Origin of the sequence: Sphingobium sp. R-21 (assembly GCF_049913335.1) — a bacterium.
Lineage (GTDB): Bacteria > Pseudomonadota > Alphaproteobacteria > Sphingomonadales > Sphingomonadaceae > Sphingobium.
On sequence record NZ_CP184375.1, the window covers coordinates 1,043,994 to 1,062,181 of the forward strand.

Below are 18,188 nucleotides of genomic sequence, written 5' to 3' on the forward strand. Positions count from 1 at the left end.
AGCATCGCGTTTAGGAAAAAAGTCTGGAGATGGAGTTAAGCGATTCCCCCGCGCCGATTGCGGCCCCGACGATCGACGGCGCGCAGGTCCGGCCGATCGACCATCTGCTGCTGCGCGGCGACCCGGCGCGGCCCGCGCTGGACGGCCGGTCCGGCACGCACAGCTATGCCGAGCTGGAAGCGACATTGGGGCGGCTGGCGGCATGGCTGGCCGGATTCGGACTGGAAAGGGGCGCCCGAGTCGCAAGCTGGATCGCCAAGGGCCCGGTCGCGGCGCTGATGCCGCTCGCCGCGCCCCGCGCCGGGCTCGTGCATGTGCCGGTCAACCCGCTGCTCAAACATGCGCAGGTCGCGCATATATTGGCCGATAGCGGCGCGTCGCTGCTGATCGGAACCGCCAGCCGTCTGGCGACGCTGACGCCGGACGACGTGCCGGAGGGATGCGACCTGCACCGGGAGGATGATGCGGCCTGCGCGATGAGCGGCGGGGAGATATTGGGGCCGTCCCACGCCGCGCCGGACGAACTGGCCGCGATCCTCTATACCAGCGGATCGACCGGGCGGCCCAAGGGCGTGATGCTGAGCCACTCCAATCTCTGGCTGGGGGCCGTGTCGGTGGCGGAATATCTGAAGCTGACGGCGGAGGACCGGACGCTTTGCGTGCTCCCCTTCAGCTTCGATTATGGGCAGAACCAGTTGTTTTCGACCTGGTGCGCCGGCGGGTGCGTCTTTCCGCTCGATTATCTGACGCCGCGCGACGTGGTGAAGTCGGTGGACCGGCGGGACATCACCACCTTGGCCGGGGTGCCGCCGCTCTGGGTGCAACTGGTCGAACTGGACTGGCCCGCCGATGTGGCGGTAAAGCTCAGGCGGCTCACCAATAGTGGCGGGGCGCTGACGCGGCCGTTGGTGGCGAAGCTGCGGGCGCTGTTTCCAAGGGCGGACCTCTATCCCATGTACGGGCTGACAGAGGCGTTCCGCTCCACTTATTTGCCGCCCGCGCTGGTGGCCAGCCATCCCGACAGCATGGGATCGGCGATTCCCCATGCGGAGATATTGGTCGTCCGCCCGGACGGCTCGATTGCGGGCGACGATGAGCCCGGCGAACTGGTGCATTGCGGGCCGCTGGTGGCGCAGGGCTATTGGCGCGACCCCGTGCGCACGGGGGAGCGATTCCGGCCCGCGCCGCCCGCTTCCCGCTATGGCGGCATGGCGGTATGGTCGGGCGACACGGTGCGGAGGGATGCTGGGGGCCTGCTCTATTTCGTCGGACGCGATGATGCGATGATCAAGTCGGCTGGCAACCGCATCAGCCCGACGGAGATAGAGGAAGCCGCCGTCGCCGTGGACGGCATTGCAGAGGCGGTGGCGCTGGGCGTCCGGGACGAGCGGCTGGGACAGGCTGTGTTGTTGCTGTTGCGCACCGCTTCGCCGGAGCTAAAGGCGCAGGTGGAGGGCCGGCTTCGGCAGGAGCTTCCCAATTTCATGCAACCGCGCGAGATCGTCATGCTTCCCGAATTCCCCCGCAATCCCAATGGCAAGATCGACCGCGTCGCGCTGGCGAAGGAATTTGCCGCATGAAGCCGATGGGACCGGTCCCGCCCTTCTTCACGGGCGAGGAGGGCATGTTGCTGATCGGCGGCTGCGGCGCGGGGAGCCTGGTCGGGGAGGCTGGCGACACGCCCCTGTTCGTCTATGACATGGGCATAATGGAGGGGCAGGTTCGGGCGTTCCGCGCCGCCATGCCCGCCATGCTGTCGCTCCATTATGCAGTGAAGGCCAATCCCTACCTGCCCCTGCTGGAGCGCATGGCGAAGCTGGTCGACGGCTTCGACGTGGCGTCGGGCGGGGAACTGGCGCGGGCGCTGGAGGCGGGGATGGACGCCGCCCATATCAGCTTTGCCGGACCGGGAAAGCGCGACGATGAACTGATCGCCGCCATCGACAGCGGCGCGACCATCAACCTGGAATCGGAGGGTGAGGCGCGAAGGGCCATCGCCCTTGCCGGGCAGCGCGGCAGGACGCCGAAGCTGGCGGTGCGGGTGAACCCGGATTTCGACCTCAAGGGGTCGGGCATGCGCATGGGCGGCGGCGCCAAACCCTTCGGCGTGGATGCGGAGCGGGCGGCCGCGCTGGCGCGCTGGGTGATCGATGCCGGGGGCGAATGGCGCGGCTGGCATATCTTCACCGGCAGCCAGGCTCTGGGCGCGCAGGCATTGATCGAAACGCAGGCCGCCACCATCGATCTCGCCACTCGCCTGTCCGACAGCGTGGGCGTCGCGCCGCCGCTGGTCAATCTGGGCGGCGGCTTCGGCATTCCCTATTTCCCCGGCGACGAACGGCTGGATATCCGCCCCATCGGTGATGCGCTGGCCAGGCTGCTCGACGGACGCGCGGACATATTGAAGGATAGCGCCTTCGCCATGGAACTGGGCCGATGGCTGGTGGGCGAGGCGGGTGTCTACCTCACCCGCATAGTCGATGTGAAGAAAAGCCAGGGCGAAACCTTCGTCGTCGTCGATGGGGGGCTGCATCATCAGCTCGCGGCGAGCGGCAATTTCGGTACGGTCGTCCGTCGCAACTATCCCATCGCCGTCGCCAATCGCTTCGGGGAAGCTCCGGCGGAGGAAGCCGTGACGGTCGTGGGCTGCCTGTGCACGCCCATCGACAGGCTGGGGGACAAGGTCGCGCTGCCACCGGTGGAGGAGGGCGATCTTATCGCGATCTTCCTTGCGGGCGCTTATGGTGCCTCGGCCAGCCCGGCCGCATTTCTTGGACATCCGGCGCCTTTGGAACTGCTCGTCGGCTGATTTTAATGAACTGATTTGCCAATAACTTAACTCCTAACGCTATTTTTACCCTTTGTGGGCAAGAAGGCCGTCGAAGCTGAGTGCTTGACGGTTGCCGGCGCCCCCCTTTGGCGGCTGTCGGTGTGGCCGCAAAAGGGGTTGAATCTATGCGTTTCCTGTCGGTTTCCCGCGCGATGATCGGCGTATCACTGCCGGTCCTGGCTCTTTCGGGCTGCGCTTCGGGCGGGAGCGCGCCCAATCTGCCCCCGGCGTCCTTCGTTTCGACGCAGGAGGGGCCGGGCGAGGAATATGTGATCGGGCCGCTCGACGACCTCACCATCTTCGTCTGGCGCAATCCGGACCTGGGCGCGAAGGTGCAGGTGCGACCCGACGGACGCATCACCACCCCGCTTATTTCCGACATGCCCGCGGTCGGCAAGACCCCCAGGCAACTGGCTGACGACCTGAAGGTCGCGCTCGGCAAATATATCGAAAATCCGCTGGTGTCGGTGATCGTCAACAATTTCTCCGGCACCTTCAGCCAGCAGGTGCGGATCGTCGGCGCGACGGAGAAACCCGCCTCCATCCCCTATCGCGCCAACATGACGCTGCTCGACGCGATGATCTCGGTCGGCGGCCTCAGCGAATATGCGGCGGGCAACAAGGCAAAGCTGGTCCGCTACAACAAGGAAAACGGCAAGCAGCAGGAATATCAGGTCCGCATCGGCGACCTGCTGAAGCGCGGGGACAGCAAGGCGAACGTCATGCTGGCGCCCGGCGACGTCATCATCATTCCCGAAAGCATGTTCTGACATGGCGGCGCTGGTCGACGAACTGCTGGTCATCCTGTATGGGCTCTGGCTCCGCCGCTGGCTGGCGCTGGGGGTGGCATGGGGCGTGTGCCTGCTCGGCTGGCTGGGCGTGGCGCTCATCCCCAACAGCTATGAATCCAAGGCGCGGGTCTATGTGAACACCCAGTCGCTGCTGGAGGACAAGGTGGGCATCACCCAGGTCCAGGCGCAGCAGGATCTGGATCGCCTGCGCCAGACGCTGGCCAGCACCGCCAATCTGGAACGGGTGGTCAAGGAAACGGACCTCAACCGGACGGTTGACGGGCCGCGTGACCTGGCAGCGAAGATCACCAGGCTGCGCGAGAACATCACGGTGATGGCCCAGCTTGACCCCAGCATGATCGACATCAGCGCCACCTGGGCCGACTCCGGCCTGTCGGATGGCGCAAATGCGCGCATTTCGCAGCAGATCGTGCAGAAGCTGGTCGACATCTTCCAGGAAACCAACCTTTCCTCCGACAAGGTGGAGACGAGCCAGAGCCTCGCCTTCCTCGACCAGCAACTGGCGGCGCGGGGCAAGCAGCTTGCCGCCGCCGAACAGCGCCGCGTGGACTTTGAGCAGCGCTATGCGGGCATGCTGCCGGGCGCGGGGTCGATCGGCCAGCGCATGGACGCCGCCCGGTCGGAGATCAACAGCATCGATTCGCAGCTCGTGCAGGCGCAGAGCGCGCTGGCGGCGATGAACGGGCAGCTTGCCGGCACGCCGCAGACCTTGCCGGGCGTCGGCGCTTCGGGCGGTCCTTCGGCCCTGGCGCAGGCGCAGGCGGATCTTGCGTCGATGCGGGCGCGCGGCTTCACCAACAGCCATCCCGACGTGATCGCGGCCCAGCGGCAGGTGGACCTGCTGCGCGGTCAGGGCGGCGGCAGCGTGGGCAGCACTCCCAATCCCGCCTATCTCTCGATCAGGTCAATGCAGGCGGAACGCGCCGCGACGGTGCAGGGGCTGTCCGCCCGCAAGGCGCAGTTGCAGGCCGACCTCAACGCCATGGCTTCGCGCCAGACCGATGAGCCCGGCCTCGCCGCCGAGCAGGAACGGCTCGACCGCGACTATCAGGTGCTCAAGACCCAATATGACAAGTTGCTGGCCGACCGCGAGGAAATCCGCCTGCGCGGCGATGTGAAGTCGGAAACCGGATCGGTCCAGTTCCGCGTGATCAATCCGCCCAGCCTGCCGACCGCTCCCGCCGCACCCAACCGGCCGCTGCTGTTGCTGGGGGTGCTGATCCTGGGACTGGGCGCGGGCGTCGGCACGGCCTTTGCCGTGGCCCAGCTCAAGGGCGGCTTCCCCAATGCGGCGCGGCTGGAAAAGGCGCTGGGCGTCGCCGTGATCGGATCGATCAGCCAGACCGTCAACGCGGCGCAACTCGCGATGGAAAGGCAGCGGATGAAGTGGTTCGCAGGCGCCAGCGGCGGCCTGGCGGCGCTGTGCCTGCTGCTGATCGTCATCGAATTCGTCCAGCGCGGGTTGGCCTGAGGAGGGACTGGAAATGAACAAGCACAAGTCCCTTTCCGGCGGATCGCTGATCGAGCGGGCGACCGAGATCTACGATTTCAGTGCGGCCCTGCGTGGGCGCGCGGCGCCAGCGGTCGAGGTTCCGGCGGGCGAACCGGTGGTGGAGGTCGCACAACCTGCGGCCCTTGCCGTGGACACGCCTGTCCCCGGCCATCGCGCGCCGGACTGGACCGGGCCGGTCCAGCCGATCGACCGCATCGCGCTGGTCGAGGCGGGCTATCTGCTGCCCGACGGTCCGGTTACCGCGATGAGCGAGGAATTCCGGCTGCTCAAGCGTGACCTGCTGGCGGAACTGGCGGGCAACAACCGCGGAAACCGGGTGCTGATCTGCTCCGCGCATAGTGGCGAAGGCAAGAGCTTCTGCGCGATCAATCTGGCGCTCAGCCTCGCTGCGGAGAAGGAGCGCGAGATCCTGTTGGTCGACGCCGATTTCGGCAAGCCTGCCATCCCTGAGGCGCTGGGTCTGACGGCGGGGCCGGGCCTGATGGACGCGCTGGCCGATCCGGCCATCGCCATAGAGGATATCGTGCTGCGCACCGATATCCCGTCCCTGTCCGTGCTTCCTGCCGGGCAGCGGAGCAATAACGACACCGAATATCTCGCTTCCGCGCGGACGGAAATGCTGCTCAACCGGCTGACCGAGGGACGCCCCGACCGCATCATCCTGTTCGATTCGCCCCCTTTGCTGGCCGCATCCCCGGCGGCGGTGCTGGCGAGCCACGCCGCCATCGCGCTGCTGGTCGTGCGCGCGGACAGGACGACCGAAAGCGCGCTGCGCGACGCGGCCGGTCTGCTCAAGGGCGCGTCCCAGGTGAAGCTGCTCCTGAACGGTGTGAACTTCGCCAGCGGCGGACGGCGTTTCGGTAGCTATCACGCATATGGCCATGATGCGGAGCATGGTGGCTCATGATCTCCCGCATTGCCCTTCTTCTCGCGGGGATGGCCCTGGCCTCGCCCGCGCTTGCACGCGATGAGGAGCGCAAGGTCGACGTCTCCCCCTATCTGGGTGTCGACCAGGTCGTGGTCGCGCCGATCCAGGGCGGCGGCGACGTGCTGACCTATACCAACGTCACCGCGGGCGTGACGGCCAGCGTGCAGACCCGACGGCTGGAAGCAGCGGCGGACGTGCAATATGCGCACAGCTTCGGCTGGGGCGAAAACCTCAGCGATCAGGATATCATCAGCGGTATCGTCAGTGGCCAATATGCCCTGGCGCGCGGGCTGACGCTGAATGCAGGTGGATTGGCGACGCGGGTCCGTACAGACGGGTTTTCCGGCGCTTCGGTGCGCAATAACGGCTATAGCAGCCAGGTCTATGCCGGCTATGTCGGCCCGTCCTATGTCACGCGGCTGGGCGATCTGGACGTCAGCGCCTCCTACCGGCTGGGCTATGCGCGGGTCGAGGACGACGTGAATGTCGACTTCCCCGGCGCGCCGCTGGGCAGAGGATTTGCGGAATCGACCACCCATGACCTGATGGGTTCTGTCGGCGTCGGGCCGGGGGTGTGGATGCCGCTGGGCCTTGTCGCCAGCGCCGGCTACAGCCGGGAGGATGCGAGCCAGCTCGACCAGCGGTTTGAAGATAAATGGGCGCGGCTTGACGCGACCCTGCCGGTGTCGCCCACGCTCGCCCTGATTGGCGGCGTCGGCTATGAGAAGATGGAGATAAGCCAGCATTCGCCCTTGCTGGACGCCAACGGCGTGCCGGTGATTTCCTCCGGCGGCCGCTATGTCACGGACGGCAGTTCGTCCCGCCAGCTCATCTATGATTTCGACGACATCATCTGGGATGTCGGCGTCCTCTGGCGGCCCAGCCACCGCACGTCGCTGACCGCGCGCGTGGGCGAACGCTACGGCGGCATGACCTATTCCGGCAGCTTCATCTGGCAGGGACGCGACAAGTCCTTTGCCCTGGTGGTGTTCGACGGCATCGACAGCTTCGGACGGGTCATCACCTCCGATGTGGCGGCGCTCTCGGGCAGCAACCTCAATGTCGTGCGCAATCCCTTCACGGGCGATTTCACTGGCTGCGCTTTCTCGACCACTGGCGGCGGCCAGTGCTTCAACGACGCGCTGGCGGGTATCACCGGCGCCAATTTCCGCTATCGCGGCGTCGCCGCGCAGTTCGCCGCGGAACGCGGACCCTGGGGCTTGGGCGTGGGCCTTGGCTATTCGCAACGCAAATTCGTGACGCCTTCGGGCGAAACCGTGCTGGTGCGCGGCACGAGGGACCAGAACTGGTACGGCAACGCCTCTCTCACCTACCGGATGGACAGCCATTCCAGTATCGATACGGCCGTCTACGCCAATTATTTCGACGCCAGCGGCAACCGGCTGGATGTGCTGAACCTGGGCGCCTTCGCCAGCTATTACCGGCTCGTCACGCGCAATCTTCAGGCGTCCGCCTCCGTCGGCGTGGACAGCGCCAAGGCGGACAAGCTGGACGCCGTCATCAACGCCATGGGCCAGCTTGGCCTTCGATACACATTTTAAGCCAATGCCCCGTCGGGTGGAGAGATAGATATGTACGATCAGTTCTACGGATTGCAGGGACGCCCGTTCCAGCTGACGCCGGACCCGCATTTCTATTTCGAGAGCGCGACGCACCGCAAGGCGCTGTCCTATCTGGGCTATGGCCTGGCCCAGGGGGAGGGCTTCATCGTCATCACCGGCGACATCGGCGCGGGCAAGACGACGCTGGTCGGTCACCTCATGAATACCATCGATCCTTCGCGGCTGACGGCGGTGAAGGTCGTCTCTACCCAGGTGGAGGGCGACGACATGCTGCGCCTTGCCGCGCAGAGCTTCGGCCTGGGCGTGGACGGCATGCCCAAGGCGCAGATACTGAGGCAGATCGAGGCTTTTCTCCATGCGCAGGCACGGGCCGGCAAGCGGTCGCTGCTGATCGTGGACGAAGCGCAGAATCTGCCAATCTCGGCCATTGAGGAATTGCGGATGCTCTCCAATTTCCAATTGGGTGGGCAGTCGCTGTTGCAGATTTTCCTGCTGGGCCAGCCGGAATTTCGCGATCTGCTGAAATCATCGGAACTGGAGCAGCTTCGCCAGCGCGTGATCGCCACCCATCATCTGGAACCGATGATGCGGCGGGAGGTCGAACCCTATATCCTGCATCGCCTGTCGCTGGCCGGATGGCAGGGCGACCCGCAATTCACGGCGGAGGCTTTCGCCGCCATCTATGCCGCAACGGGCGGCGTGCCTCGCCGGATCAACGTGCTGGTCAGCCGCGTTTTGCTGCTGGGCGCGCTCGACCAGCTTTCGGTGATCGATGCTGAGGTGGTATATGCGGTGGTGAATGACATGGGTGCGGACACGGACGTGACCCCCGAACCGATGGCGCGCAACGTGCTGGACGAGGCGGAGGAGCTGGCGGACATGCCTGCCGCTGCGCCTGTTGCGGCCGATCCGATCGTGTCCGAGGAGGTCGCGGCCTTGCGCGCAGAGGTCGACGCGCTGCGCGCCGCCCGGCCCGATCCGTCCATGCACCTGCTGGACGAGATCGCCTCTCTGCGAGCCGAGATCGACACGCTTCGGGCTGAGAACGACTTTGCCCGCAGCGCGCCGAGCGTCGATCCCGAAGCGCTCAAGGATTGCTTCGCCCTCGTCGAGGAACGGCTTTCCACGCTGGAATTCCGGGTGACGGAACAGGACACGGCACTGCGCCGGGTACTGACGCTGCTCGTCGAGTGGGTCGAGCGCGAGGAAAGGCTGGGCGAGGCGCAGCAAAGCGCCGCCGCCTGACCGGACTCATGCGGAACGCCCTATCCGTCGACGTCGAGGACTGGTTCCAGGTCGGCGCCTTTGAGCATACGATCCGGCGCGAGGATTGGGCCAGTCTGGCCCATCGGGTCGAGCACAATACCGATGCGGTGCTGGCGCTGTTCGAGGAGGCAGGGGTCCACGCGACCTTCTTCACGCTCGGCTGGGTGGCGGAGCGCTATCCGGCGCTGATGCGGCGCATTGTCACGGCGGGGCATGAGGTCGCCAGCCATGGCTATGACCATAAGCGGGTCTTCACCTTCGACGGAGCGCAATTCCGCGCTGATCTGCGCAGGTCGCGGGCGATATTGGAGGATGCGACCGGTCAGGCGGTGACCGGTTATCGCGCGCCCAGCTTTTCCATCGACCGGCGCAACCCCTGGGCCCATGAGGTGCTGGCGGAGGAAGGCTATACTTATTCCAGCAGCGTCGCGCCGATCCGGCATGATCATTATGGCTGGCCCGAATCGCCCCGCTTCGCCTGGAGGCCGGTCAAGGGATCGCCGCTCGTCGAATTGCCCGTGACCACCGCGAAGTTTGCCGGTCGGACGCTGGCGGCTGGCGGCGGCGGCTTCTTCCGGCTGCTACCCTATGGTTTTTCGCGCTGGGCTATCCGGCAGGTGAACCAGCGGGAAGGTCGACCGGCGATCATCTATTTTCATCCCTGGGAAATCGACCCTGACCAGCCGCGCGTCGACGGCGCGCCCTTGCGCTCGCGGGTGCGGCATTACAGCAATCTGTCGGTCATGGCGGCCAAGCTGCGCCGCCTGACGCGGGACTTTTCCTGGACCCGCGTGGATGCGCTGGCGGCGCAGGAAGTGGAGCGGGCAGCATGATGGCGGGGGAGATGCTCGTCACGACGTTGAATCTCGCCGATCCGGCGCAGCGGGCGGCAGCGGATGACTTCGTGATGGCGCATCCGGCGGGGACGCCCTTTCACCGGCCCGCCTGGTTGACGGGCGTGGAGCGGGGGACGGGCAATCGGGCACATATGCTGGCCGCCGTGGCTCCTTCCGGGGAGGTGGTCGGGCTGCTGCCGCTGCATCATGTGAAGAGCGCCCTGTTCGGCCAGGCCCTGGTGTCTTCGGGCTTTGCCGTCGATGGAGGGATTCTCGCCAGCGACCCGGCGGCAGTGCCTGCGCTGGCGGCAGCCTGCGAGGGCATGGCGCGGGACGGCGGCATCGCCTCGGTCGAAATTCGCGGCGGACCGGTGCCGGGCAGTGACTGGACGCTGCATGAGGACAGCCATCTTGGCTTTGCGCGGCCTATCGCGGCGGACGATGAGGCGGAACTGCTCGCCGTGCCGCGCAAGCATCGGGCGGAACTGCGCAAGGCGCTCGCCAACGATGCGCTGCGCGTCGAGATCGGGCGGGAAGCGCGACATCGGCAGGCGCATTACCGGGTCTATTCGGAAAGCGTGCGCAATCTCGGCACACCGGTCTTCCCGGCGCGGCTGTTCCGCGAGGTGCTGGCGGCCTTTGGCGAGGATGCCGATATATTGGTCGTTCATGACGGCGATCGGCCGGTTTCGGCGGTGCTGACCCTCTATCATCAGGGGCGGGTCATGCCCTTCTGGGGCGGGGGTATCGCGGACGCGCGGCGGCTGCGATCGAACGAACTCATGTATTACCGACTGATGGGCCATGGCCGCGCGCGGGGCATGCGCATCTTCGACTTCGGCCGTTCCAAGACAGGCAGCGGCCAGGCGGCCTGGAAGAAGAGCTTCGGCTTCGACCCTGTTCCGCTTTCCTATCATAGCTGGTCGTCCACGGGCGAGCGGCGGGACATCAATCCCAACAGCCCGCACAATCAGCGGCGGGTCGACCTCTGGAAGAAGCTGCCCTTGCCGGTCGCCAACCTCATCGGGCCGCTTATCGCGCGAGGGTTGGGATGAGGGGAGACATTCTCTTCCTCTGCCATCGCATCCCCTTCCCGCCGGACCGGGGCGACAAGATTCGGTCCTTTCATCTGCTCAAGCGGATGGCGGAGGTCGCGCCCGTCCACGTCGGCTGCTTTGCCGACGATGCGCGGGACATGGGCTTTGCCGCCGACATGGCGAAGATCGCCGCCAGCCAATATGTGCTGATGCGCGACCGCTCGCGCATCCTGGCTGGCCTCAAGGGGCTGGTGCAGCGCCAGCCCCTGCTGGTTTCATTGTTCGATCATCCCGACCTGCATCGATGGGTCGCGACGACGCTGGCGGAGCGGCCTATCGCGGCGGTGGTTACCTATTCGGCGCAGATGGCGCATTTCGTGCCGGTGCTGGCGGACGGCGTGCGCTTCGTCATGGATTTCGTGGATCTCGATTCGGCCAAATATGCCGCTTATGGCGCACAAGGCTCCGGTCCCATGGCGTGGATCAACCGGCGCGAAGGACGCATGCTGCTGAACTTCGAGCGGCAGGTGGCGGAGCGCGCCGACCTCTGCGCCTTTGTGAGCGAGGCGGAGGCGGAGCTGTTCCGGCGTGCAAGCGGTCTGGGGCCGGATCGCATCGTCGGCATCGATAATGGCGTCGCGCTGGATTTCTTCGATCCCGCAGCGGATTTCCCCGCCGTCGATCGGCCCGAGGGGCGGCTGCTCGTCTTCACCGGCCAGATGGACTATCGTCCCAATGTGGAGGCGGTGGAGAGCTTCGCCCGCGAAACCCTGCCCGCGATCCGTGCCCGCTGTCCGGAAGCGATTTTCGTCATTGTCGGCCGCAATCCGACGAAATCGGTGCAGGCGCTGGCGGCTTTGCCCGGCGTGATCGTGACCGGCGCCGTGCCTGATGTTCGCGGCTGGCTGGCGGCGGCCGACGTGGTGGTGGCGCCGCTGCGGATCGCGCGGGGTATCCAGAACAAGGTGCTGGAGGCGATGGCCATGGCGCGGCCCGTCCTCGCGTCGCCCCAGGCTGCCGAAGGGATTGACGCCCGCGATGGCGAGCATCTGCTGATTGCCGCTGACCCCGCGCAGGAAGCGGGGAAGATCCTTGCTCTGCTCGCCGATCCGGCCCATGCCGCGCGCCTCGGCCGTGCGGCACGATCGCGGATGGAGGAGCGCTACCGCTGGTCCGCGACGCTGGCGAATCTGCCGGACCTGCTGTTCGGATCGTCGGAAGCCGACGACGCGAGGGCCGCGTGATGGAAGACGCGCTTCAAATACGGCGGGAGGTAAAGCTGTCAGGCTGGCGTGGTCATCTGACCGCGCTTGCCATCATTGCCGGCACGATCCTGGCGTTGTTCCACCGCGACCTGCTGGGCATGATGGCGATCTGGTGGACCGCATCGACCTACGGGCATTGCCTGTTCATCCCCATCCTGGTCGCATGGCTGGTGCAGCAGCGTTTGCCGGGCCTGCGCCGGCTGGAGCCGTCGGCCTGGGCGCCGGGGCTGCTCTGGCTGGGGCTGGGCGTATTTTCCTGGATGCTGGGCGCTGCGGCGGGCGTGGCCGTGGTGCGCCACGGCGCGCTGATCCTGATGTTGCAGGGTTCGGTGATCGCCTTGCTGGGCCCCGCCGTGACGCGGGCGTTGCTCTTTCCGCTGTTCTACGCCTTTTTCATGGTCCCCTTCGGTGAGGAAATCGTCGCCCCTCTCCAATTGCTGACCGCGCATATCAGCATGGTCCTGCTCCATCTGACCGGCGTTCCGGCGCAGATGCAGGGCATCTTCATCACCACGCCCAATGGCTATTTCGAGGTGGCGGAGGCCTGCTCCGGCGCGAAATTCGTGATCGCCATGACGGCCTATGGCCTATTGGTCTGCAATGTCTGCTTCACCAGCTGGCGGCGACGGATCATTTTCATGGCGGGCGCGCTCTCCCTGTCCATATTGGCCAACGGGGTGCGTGCCTTCGCCACCATCTTCGTCGCTGAAGTGACCACCATCGATGCGGCGGCCGGTTTCGATCATGTGGTTTATGGCTGGCTGTTCTTCGCCATCATCATGACGATCGTGATGGCAGCCGCCTGGCCATTTTTCGACCGGCAGCCCGGCGATCCCTGGTTCGATCCCGAACGATTGCGCGGTGAAGGCCATTCTTCGCCCGGCATCCTCGCCGGCGGCGCGCTGGCCATGATCGTGGCCGCGCCGCTATGGCTGGCGACGAGCGGCATGGCCGGCGCGCCGCTTGCCAGTCCGCCCGTCATGCCGGACGTGAAGGGCTGGACGCGGGTCGATGAGCCGCCGCTTTCTTCATGGCGGCCGCGCTTCGATGGCGCCGATTATCTGGCGATGGCAAGATATGGCAACGCGGTAGGGCAGGTCGTCGATCTCGCCATCGCGACCTTCGACCGGCAGGATGAGGGGCGCGAACTGGTCGGTTTCGGTCAGGGCGCCGCCGGAGCAGATAGCGGATGGACCTGGTCGCAGCCCGCCGCGGCGCCCGACGGCGCGCGGGGTGAGCAGATCACCGGGCCCGGCCGGACGGTGCGCCATGTGGTCAGCTTCTATGTCGTGGGCAACGGCCAGCCCACGGGAAGCGCTCATCTGGTCAAGCTGGAGACGATGAAGGCGCGCATCCTGGGTCGCGACCAGCGCGCCGCCGCGGTGCTGGTTTCGGCGGAGGAACGGGCCGGGCGCCCTTCGGATGCCGCCATCGCCTCCTTCCTTCATGATTTGGGCGATGTGAAGGATTTGGCTGACCGCAGCCTCCGAACCCGCTAAGACCCGTCGAATGTGCGGAATAGCGGGCATTTTCCATCTTGAAACAGCCAAGCCGGTCGATCCGGCGCGGGTCGGGCTGATGCTGGATGCCATGCCCTGGCGCGGACCGGACGACAGCGGCATCTGGACCGCGCCGGGCATTGGGCTGGGCCATCTGCGCCTCTCGATCATCGACCTGGGCAGCGGCGCGCAACCTATGCTGACGGAGGATGACAGCTTGGCCGTCGTCTTCAACGGCGAAATCTACAATTTCCGGGAGGTGCGCGCCGAACTGGAGGCCAAGGGCCATGTCTTCCGCACGCATAGCGATACGGAAGTCATCCTGCACGGCTATCGCCAATGGGGCGAGGCCTGCGTCGAGAAGTTCAATGGCATGTTCGCCTTCGCCCTGTTCGATGCGCGGGCGCAGGCGCTCTGGCTGGTGCGCGACAGGCTTGGCGTGAAGCCGCTCCATTATGCGCTGCTGTCGGACGGCAGCCTGATCTTCGGATCGGAACTCAAGAGCCTGCTCGCCCATCCGCTTTTGCGGCGCGCTCCGGACCTGTCTGCGGTCGAGGATTATCTTGCTTTTGGCTATGTGCCCGATGACGCCTGCATGGTGGCCGGCGTGCGGAAGCTGGGCGCGGGCGAGACGCTCCGCATCGTGCGTGGCCGGCCCCTGCCGCAACCGCAGCGCTACTGGGACATCAGCTTTGCCGATCGCAGCAGCGCGAAGCCGGAGGCGCTGGAGGAGGAACTGGTCGCGCTGATGCGGCAGGCGGTGCGATCCCGCATGGTGGCGGACGTGCCGCTGGGCGCCTTCCTCTCGGGTGGGGTGGACAGCAGCAGCGTCGTCGCGCTGATGGCGGAGGCGTCGAAACAGGCGGTCAGGACCTGCACCATCGGCTTCGACGTCAAGGAACTGGATGAAACCGCCTATGCCGACAGGGTTGCGCGGCGCTTTGCCACCGATCATCGCACCCGCATCGTGTCGCCGGATGATTATGGGCTGATCGACACATTGGCGCTCCATTTCGACGAACCCTTCGCCGATGCCTCGGCGCTGCCGACCTATCGGGTGTGTGAACTGGCGCGAGAGAAGGTGACGGTGGCCCTTTCCGGAGATGGTGCGGATGAGGCCTTTGCCGGCTATCGGCGGCATCGTTTCCAGATGCAGGGGGAGCGACTGCGCGGTCTGATCCCCGCTTCGGTGCGGCAGCCCTTGTTCGGAACCCTGGGGCGCTGGTATCCCAAGGCGGACTGGGCTCCCCGGCCCCTGCGGGCCAAATCGACCCTGCTCGAACTGGCGGGGGAGGGCGGGGAAGCCTATGCCGCGTCAGTCGGGGTGACGCCCCATGCCCTGCGGCAGCGACTGTTCAGCCAGGATATGAAGACCCGCCTCGGCGCCTATCGGGCGGAGGATCGCTATATCAGGACGATGGCGCAGGCGCCGGCACGCGATCCGCTCGACCGCGCGCAATATGCGGACATGCGCATCTGGCTGCCCGGCGACATCCTGACCAAGACCGACCGGATGAGCATGGCCGTCAGCCTGGAAGCGCGGGAGCCCCTGCTGGATCACCGGCTGGTCGAGTTCGCCGCCCGCCTGCCCGTGGCGCAAAGGATTCGCGGGAACAGCGGCAAATATCTGATGAAGAAGGCGATGGAGCCCTTCCTGCCGCAGGACATACTCTATCGCCCGAAAATGGGCTTCGTGACCCCGATCAGCGCATGGTTTCGCGGCCCGCTGGCGGGTGAAGCGACGGCGATCGCGGGCGGCTCCGCTCTGGCCCGGACGGGGTGGTTCGATCCGCGGGTGCTGGGGAAGGCGGCGGCGGACCATAAATCAGGGCTGGCCGATCATGGGCGGCTGCTGTGGCAATTGCTGATGCTGGACAAGGCTTTGATGCGATTGTTCAGCCTCTGATGCGGGATCGCCCTATGACGGGGCTGCGCGCCGGGCGGGTGGCCGATCAAATCCTTGCAAGCCGTGCGAAGCAGTGCCAACGGGACGGACACGCCAAGCTGATCAGGGTCCATAAGTGACAGTCTCCAAGGAAATATTGCGGGTGCGCCTGTACCTGCTGTGTCTGCTGGGGGACATGGCGGGACTTTTCCTGTCCTTCCTGCTCGCCAATTATCTGGTGCTGGGCGCATGGCTGGGCGAACCGGGCAAGCCGCACGGCATCGTCATGTTCGCGATGATCGCGCCGATCTATGTGCTGCTGGGGGTGCAGGGCGGCGCCTATGGCATCCATATGCTGGAAAACCTGCGGCGCGGCATTTTCCAGGGGTTGATGGCCTTGGCGCAGGCGGCGATGCTGATGCTGTTGATCGTCTATCTGGGCAAGATCGCGGAGCAGCTTTCGCGTCTGACCTTCATCGTCGGGTTGGGGATATCGGCGGCCGGCGTGGCGACCGTGCGGCTCGCCATCGGGCGGCTGAGCGCCCATCTGCTGGGTGAGGTGCCGCATCTGACCGTGGTCATCATGGACGGGGTGGCGATCGATACCGGTCCGCACATGCATTTGATCGAGGCCGCCGCTGCCGGCCTGCATCCAAAGGGGCATGATGCCGACATGGCCGCCAGGCTGGCCGCCGCCGTCGGCATGGCGGAACGGGTGATCGTCGCCTGCCCGATGGATCGAATGGACGACTGGTCGGTGGCCCTGAAGTCCCTGTCCGCGCGGGGCGAGATAGTGGTGCCGGAACTGCTGCGTTTTGCCCCCGCGCGGGTGGATGAGTTCGACGGCCAGCCGACGATCATCGTCGCGGGCGGGCCGTTCCAGTTTCGCGACCGCCTCATCAAACGATTCTTCGACATCATCGTCGCGACGGCGGCAACCATTGCGCTGTCCCCGGTGCTGATCGCCGCTGCGCTGGCCGTGAAACTGACCAGTCCCGGTCCGGTCATCTTCCGCCAGCCGCGGATCGGGCGGGATGCCCGGCCGTTCAACATCTACAAATTCCGTTCGATGCGGACGGAGGCAAGCGACCGGAAGGCCGACAAGTTGACCACGCGCGACGACGATAGGGTGACGGCCGTGGGCCGTTTTCTGCGCAAGACCAGCATCGATGAGCTGCCGCAACTGTTCAATGTCCTGCGCGGCGACATGAGCATCGTCGGCCCGCGCCCTCACGCCGCCGCCGCCAAGGCCGGTGACAGCCTCTATTGGGAAGTGGACGAGCGCTATTGGGAGCGGCATTGCATCAAGCCGGGCATGACCGGGCTGGCGCAGGTGCGCGGTCATCGCGGTTCTACCGATGATCATCAGGATCTGATCGACCGGCTTCAGTCGGACCTGGAATATGTCACCAAATGGTCGATCTGGCGTGACCTGCGCATCATCGTCGCGACCATTGGCGTGCTCGTGCATCACAAGGCTTATTGAGAGGTGGGCCTATTGATGGACCGGACCGATCTGATCGCGACCCTGGCGCTGCTGTTGTCTCTGACGGCGGTGGCATGGCCGTTCCTCTTCTATCCGCTGGTTCTGCGCCTGCTGCCCACCCGGCCGGAAAAGCCGGTGGCAGGGCCGGCGCCGTCCGCCTCGCTGCTTTTCTGCGCCTATAATGAGGCAGGGGCGATGCCGGAAAAGCTGGCCAATCTGGCGATGCTGAAGGCGCGCTACCCAAAGCTTGAAATTCTCGCCTTCGACGATGGTTCCTCGGATGAGACTGCCGCGCTGATCGCGGCGCAGGGCGATCTGGTGACGTTGCTGCGCGGTCCGGGCCGCAGCGGCAAGGCGCATGGCATGAAGCTGCTGGCGGCGCGGGCGAAGGGCAATGTGCTGATCTTCACCGACGCCAATGTGACGCTGGACGCCGATGCGATTGAGAATCTGCTGGCGCGTTATGCCGATCCGGAGATCGGTGGCGTGCTGGGGTCGCTGCACTATATGGGCGATGGGGACAGCGCCACAGCTTCGGTCGGGTCGCTCTACTGGCGGATCGAGGAATGGTTGAAAGACGAGGAATCGCGCACCGGCAATGTGCTGGGGGCCGACGGCTCGATCTTCTCCATCAGGCGCACGCTTTATCCGGAATTCCCTGACAGCGTGCTGGACGATCTGACCGTGTCGATGGCGGTCGTCTTCGCGGGCAAGCGGCTGGTGAAAGCGAAGGACGTGATCGCCCGCGAAAGGCTGGTGGCGGCGCGCGGTGACGAATATCGCCGTAAGGTCCGCATTGCAGCCCGCGCCTGGCATACCCACAGCCATTTGCGGCCGCAGTTGCGACGGATGCGCGCGATCGACAGATTCAAATATGCCTCGCGCAAGATCGTGCGGTGGTTTGGCGGGATCTTTATCCTGACGGGCATCGTTGCGGCGGGAACGTTGGCGATGCGGATTTCGCCGACGCTCTACATGGTCTGCGGTCTGGCTGGCGTGTTCATCCTGTGGCGGGGGCTGCGTTCCAGGGGCGGACCGTTTGCGGCGATAGTGGATATCGTGATCGCCTATTTCGCGACATTGCAGGGCGTCGTGAAGGCGATGACGGGGCGTACCGTGACGATCTGGAATCCAGCCAAGTCGCGCTGATCGGTGCTTCCCCGCCCATTGGTGCGCCCTGCGTGGACGACGGGCCAAAGGATCAGCAGCGCACGGAATGAATCGCTCGCCAAAATGGCGGCATATTGT

14 protein-coding genes are annotated in these 18,188 nt (G+C 65.8%); all 14 read left to right on the plus strand.

Translation table 11 applies throughout. The features are described from left to right. The first annotated feature begins 29 nt into the window (after positions 1 to 29). The 14 genes from ACN9MX_RS19370 to ACN9MX_RS19435 all read left to right on the plus strand — a co-directional run bounded on the left by ACN9MX_RS19370 (position 30) and on the right by ACN9MX_RS19435 (position 18,089). Complete coding sequence (locus ACN9MX_RS19370; protein ID WP_363830328.1) at positions 30 to 1,580, plus strand: acyl-CoA ligase (AMP-forming), exosortase A system-associated; 1,551 nt, start codon at positions 30 to 32, stop codon at positions 1,578 to 1,580. Then, positions 1,577 to 2,809: a pyridoxal-dependent decarboxylase, exosortase A system-associated gene (locus ACN9MX_RS19375; RefSeq protein ID WP_363830331.1), complete on the plus strand. Its 1,233-nt coding sequence runs from the start codon at positions 1,577 to 1,579 to the stop codon at positions 2,807 to 2,809. The genes ACN9MX_RS19370 and ACN9MX_RS19375 overlap by 4 nt, the downstream gene beginning before the upstream one ends. A gap of 146 nt (positions 2,810 to 2,955) precedes the next feature. Next, complete coding sequence (locus ACN9MX_RS19380; protein WP_133654088.1) at positions 2,956 to 3,600, plus strand: XrtA/PEP-CTERM system exopolysaccharide export protein; 645 nt, start codon at positions 2,956 to 2,958, stop codon at positions 3,598 to 3,600. A gap of 1 nt (position 3,601) precedes the next feature. After that, complete coding sequence (locus ACN9MX_RS19385; protein WP_363830334.1) at positions 3,602 to 5,113, plus strand: XrtA system polysaccharide chain length determinant; 1,512 nt, start codon at positions 3,602 to 3,604, stop codon at positions 5,111 to 5,113. Positions 5,114 to 5,126: 13 nt separating this feature from the next. Then, positions 5,127 to 6,062: a P-loop NTPase gene (locus ACN9MX_RS19390; RefSeq protein ID WP_363756379.1), complete on the plus strand. Its 936-nt coding sequence runs from the start codon at positions 5,127 to 5,129 to the stop codon at positions 6,060 to 6,062. Further along, positions 6,059 to 7,645 carry a hypothetical protein gene (locus tag ACN9MX_RS19395; RefSeq protein ID WP_363830336.1) on the plus strand — a complete coding sequence of 529 codons (1,587 nt, stop codon included), beginning with the start codon at positions 6,059 to 6,061 and terminating at the stop codon, positions 7,643 to 7,645. Before ACN9MX_RS19390 ends, ACN9MX_RS19395 begins: the two co-directional genes overlap by 4 nt. A gap of 30 nt (positions 7,646 to 7,675) precedes the next feature. Further along, positions 7,676 to 8,911 (plus strand): XrtA/PEP-CTERM system-associated ATPase, encoded by a 1,236-nt coding sequence (locus ACN9MX_RS19400; RefSeq protein ID WP_363830339.1) that lies wholly within the window; start codon positions 7,676 to 7,678, stop codon positions 8,909 to 8,911. Between the two features lie 8 nt (positions 8,912 to 8,919). Further along, positions 8,920 to 9,765 carry an XrtA system polysaccharide deacetylase gene (locus ACN9MX_RS19405; RefSeq protein ID WP_363830341.1) on the plus strand — a complete coding sequence of 282 codons (846 nt, stop codon included), beginning with the start codon at positions 8,920 to 8,922 and terminating at the stop codon, positions 9,763 to 9,765. After that, the gene (locus tag ACN9MX_RS19410) at positions 9,762 to 10,823 is read left to right on the plus strand and encodes a FemAB family XrtA/PEP-CTERM system-associated protein (RefSeq protein ID WP_363830343.1); all 1,062 of its coding nucleotides are present in this window, start codon (positions 9,762 to 9,764) and stop codon (positions 10,821 to 10,823) included. Before ACN9MX_RS19405 ends, ACN9MX_RS19410 begins: the two co-directional genes overlap by 4 nt. After that, on the plus strand, positions 10,820 to 12,049 hold the full coding sequence (locus tag ACN9MX_RS19415) for a TIGR03087 family PEP-CTERM/XrtA system glycosyltransferase (RefSeq protein WP_363830346.1): 1,230 nt from the start codon (positions 10,820 to 10,822) through the stop codon (positions 12,047 to 12,049). The genes ACN9MX_RS19410 and ACN9MX_RS19415 overlap by 4 nt, the downstream gene beginning before the upstream one ends. Then, positions 12,049 to 13,569, plus strand: a complete 1,521-nt coding sequence (xrtA, locus tag ACN9MX_RS19420) for an exosortase A (protein ID WP_363830349.1) — start codon at positions 12,049 to 12,051, stop codon at positions 13,567 to 13,569. Before ACN9MX_RS19415 ends, xrtA begins: the two co-directional genes overlap by 1 nt. A gap of 10 nt (positions 13,570 to 13,579) precedes the next feature. Continuing rightward, a complete protein-coding gene (locus tag ACN9MX_RS19425) occupies positions 13,580 to 15,475 on the plus strand; it encodes an XrtA/PEP-CTERM system amidotransferase (protein ID WP_363830352.1) in 1,896 nt (631 codons plus the stop codon). A gap of 175 nt (positions 15,476 to 15,650) precedes the next feature. After that, a complete protein-coding gene (locus tag ACN9MX_RS19430; protein WP_414714657.1) occupies positions 15,651 to 16,940 on the plus strand; it encodes a sugar transferase in 1,290 nt (429 codons plus the stop codon). 15 nt (positions 16,941 to 16,955) lie between these two features. Further along, positions 16,956 to 18,089, plus strand: coding sequence for a glycosyltransferase (locus ACN9MX_RS19435; protein ID WP_363830358.1), 1,134 nt, complete (start codon positions 16,956 to 16,958; stop codon positions 18,087 to 18,089). The last annotated feature ends 99 nt before the right edge of the window (positions 18,090 to 18,188 follow it).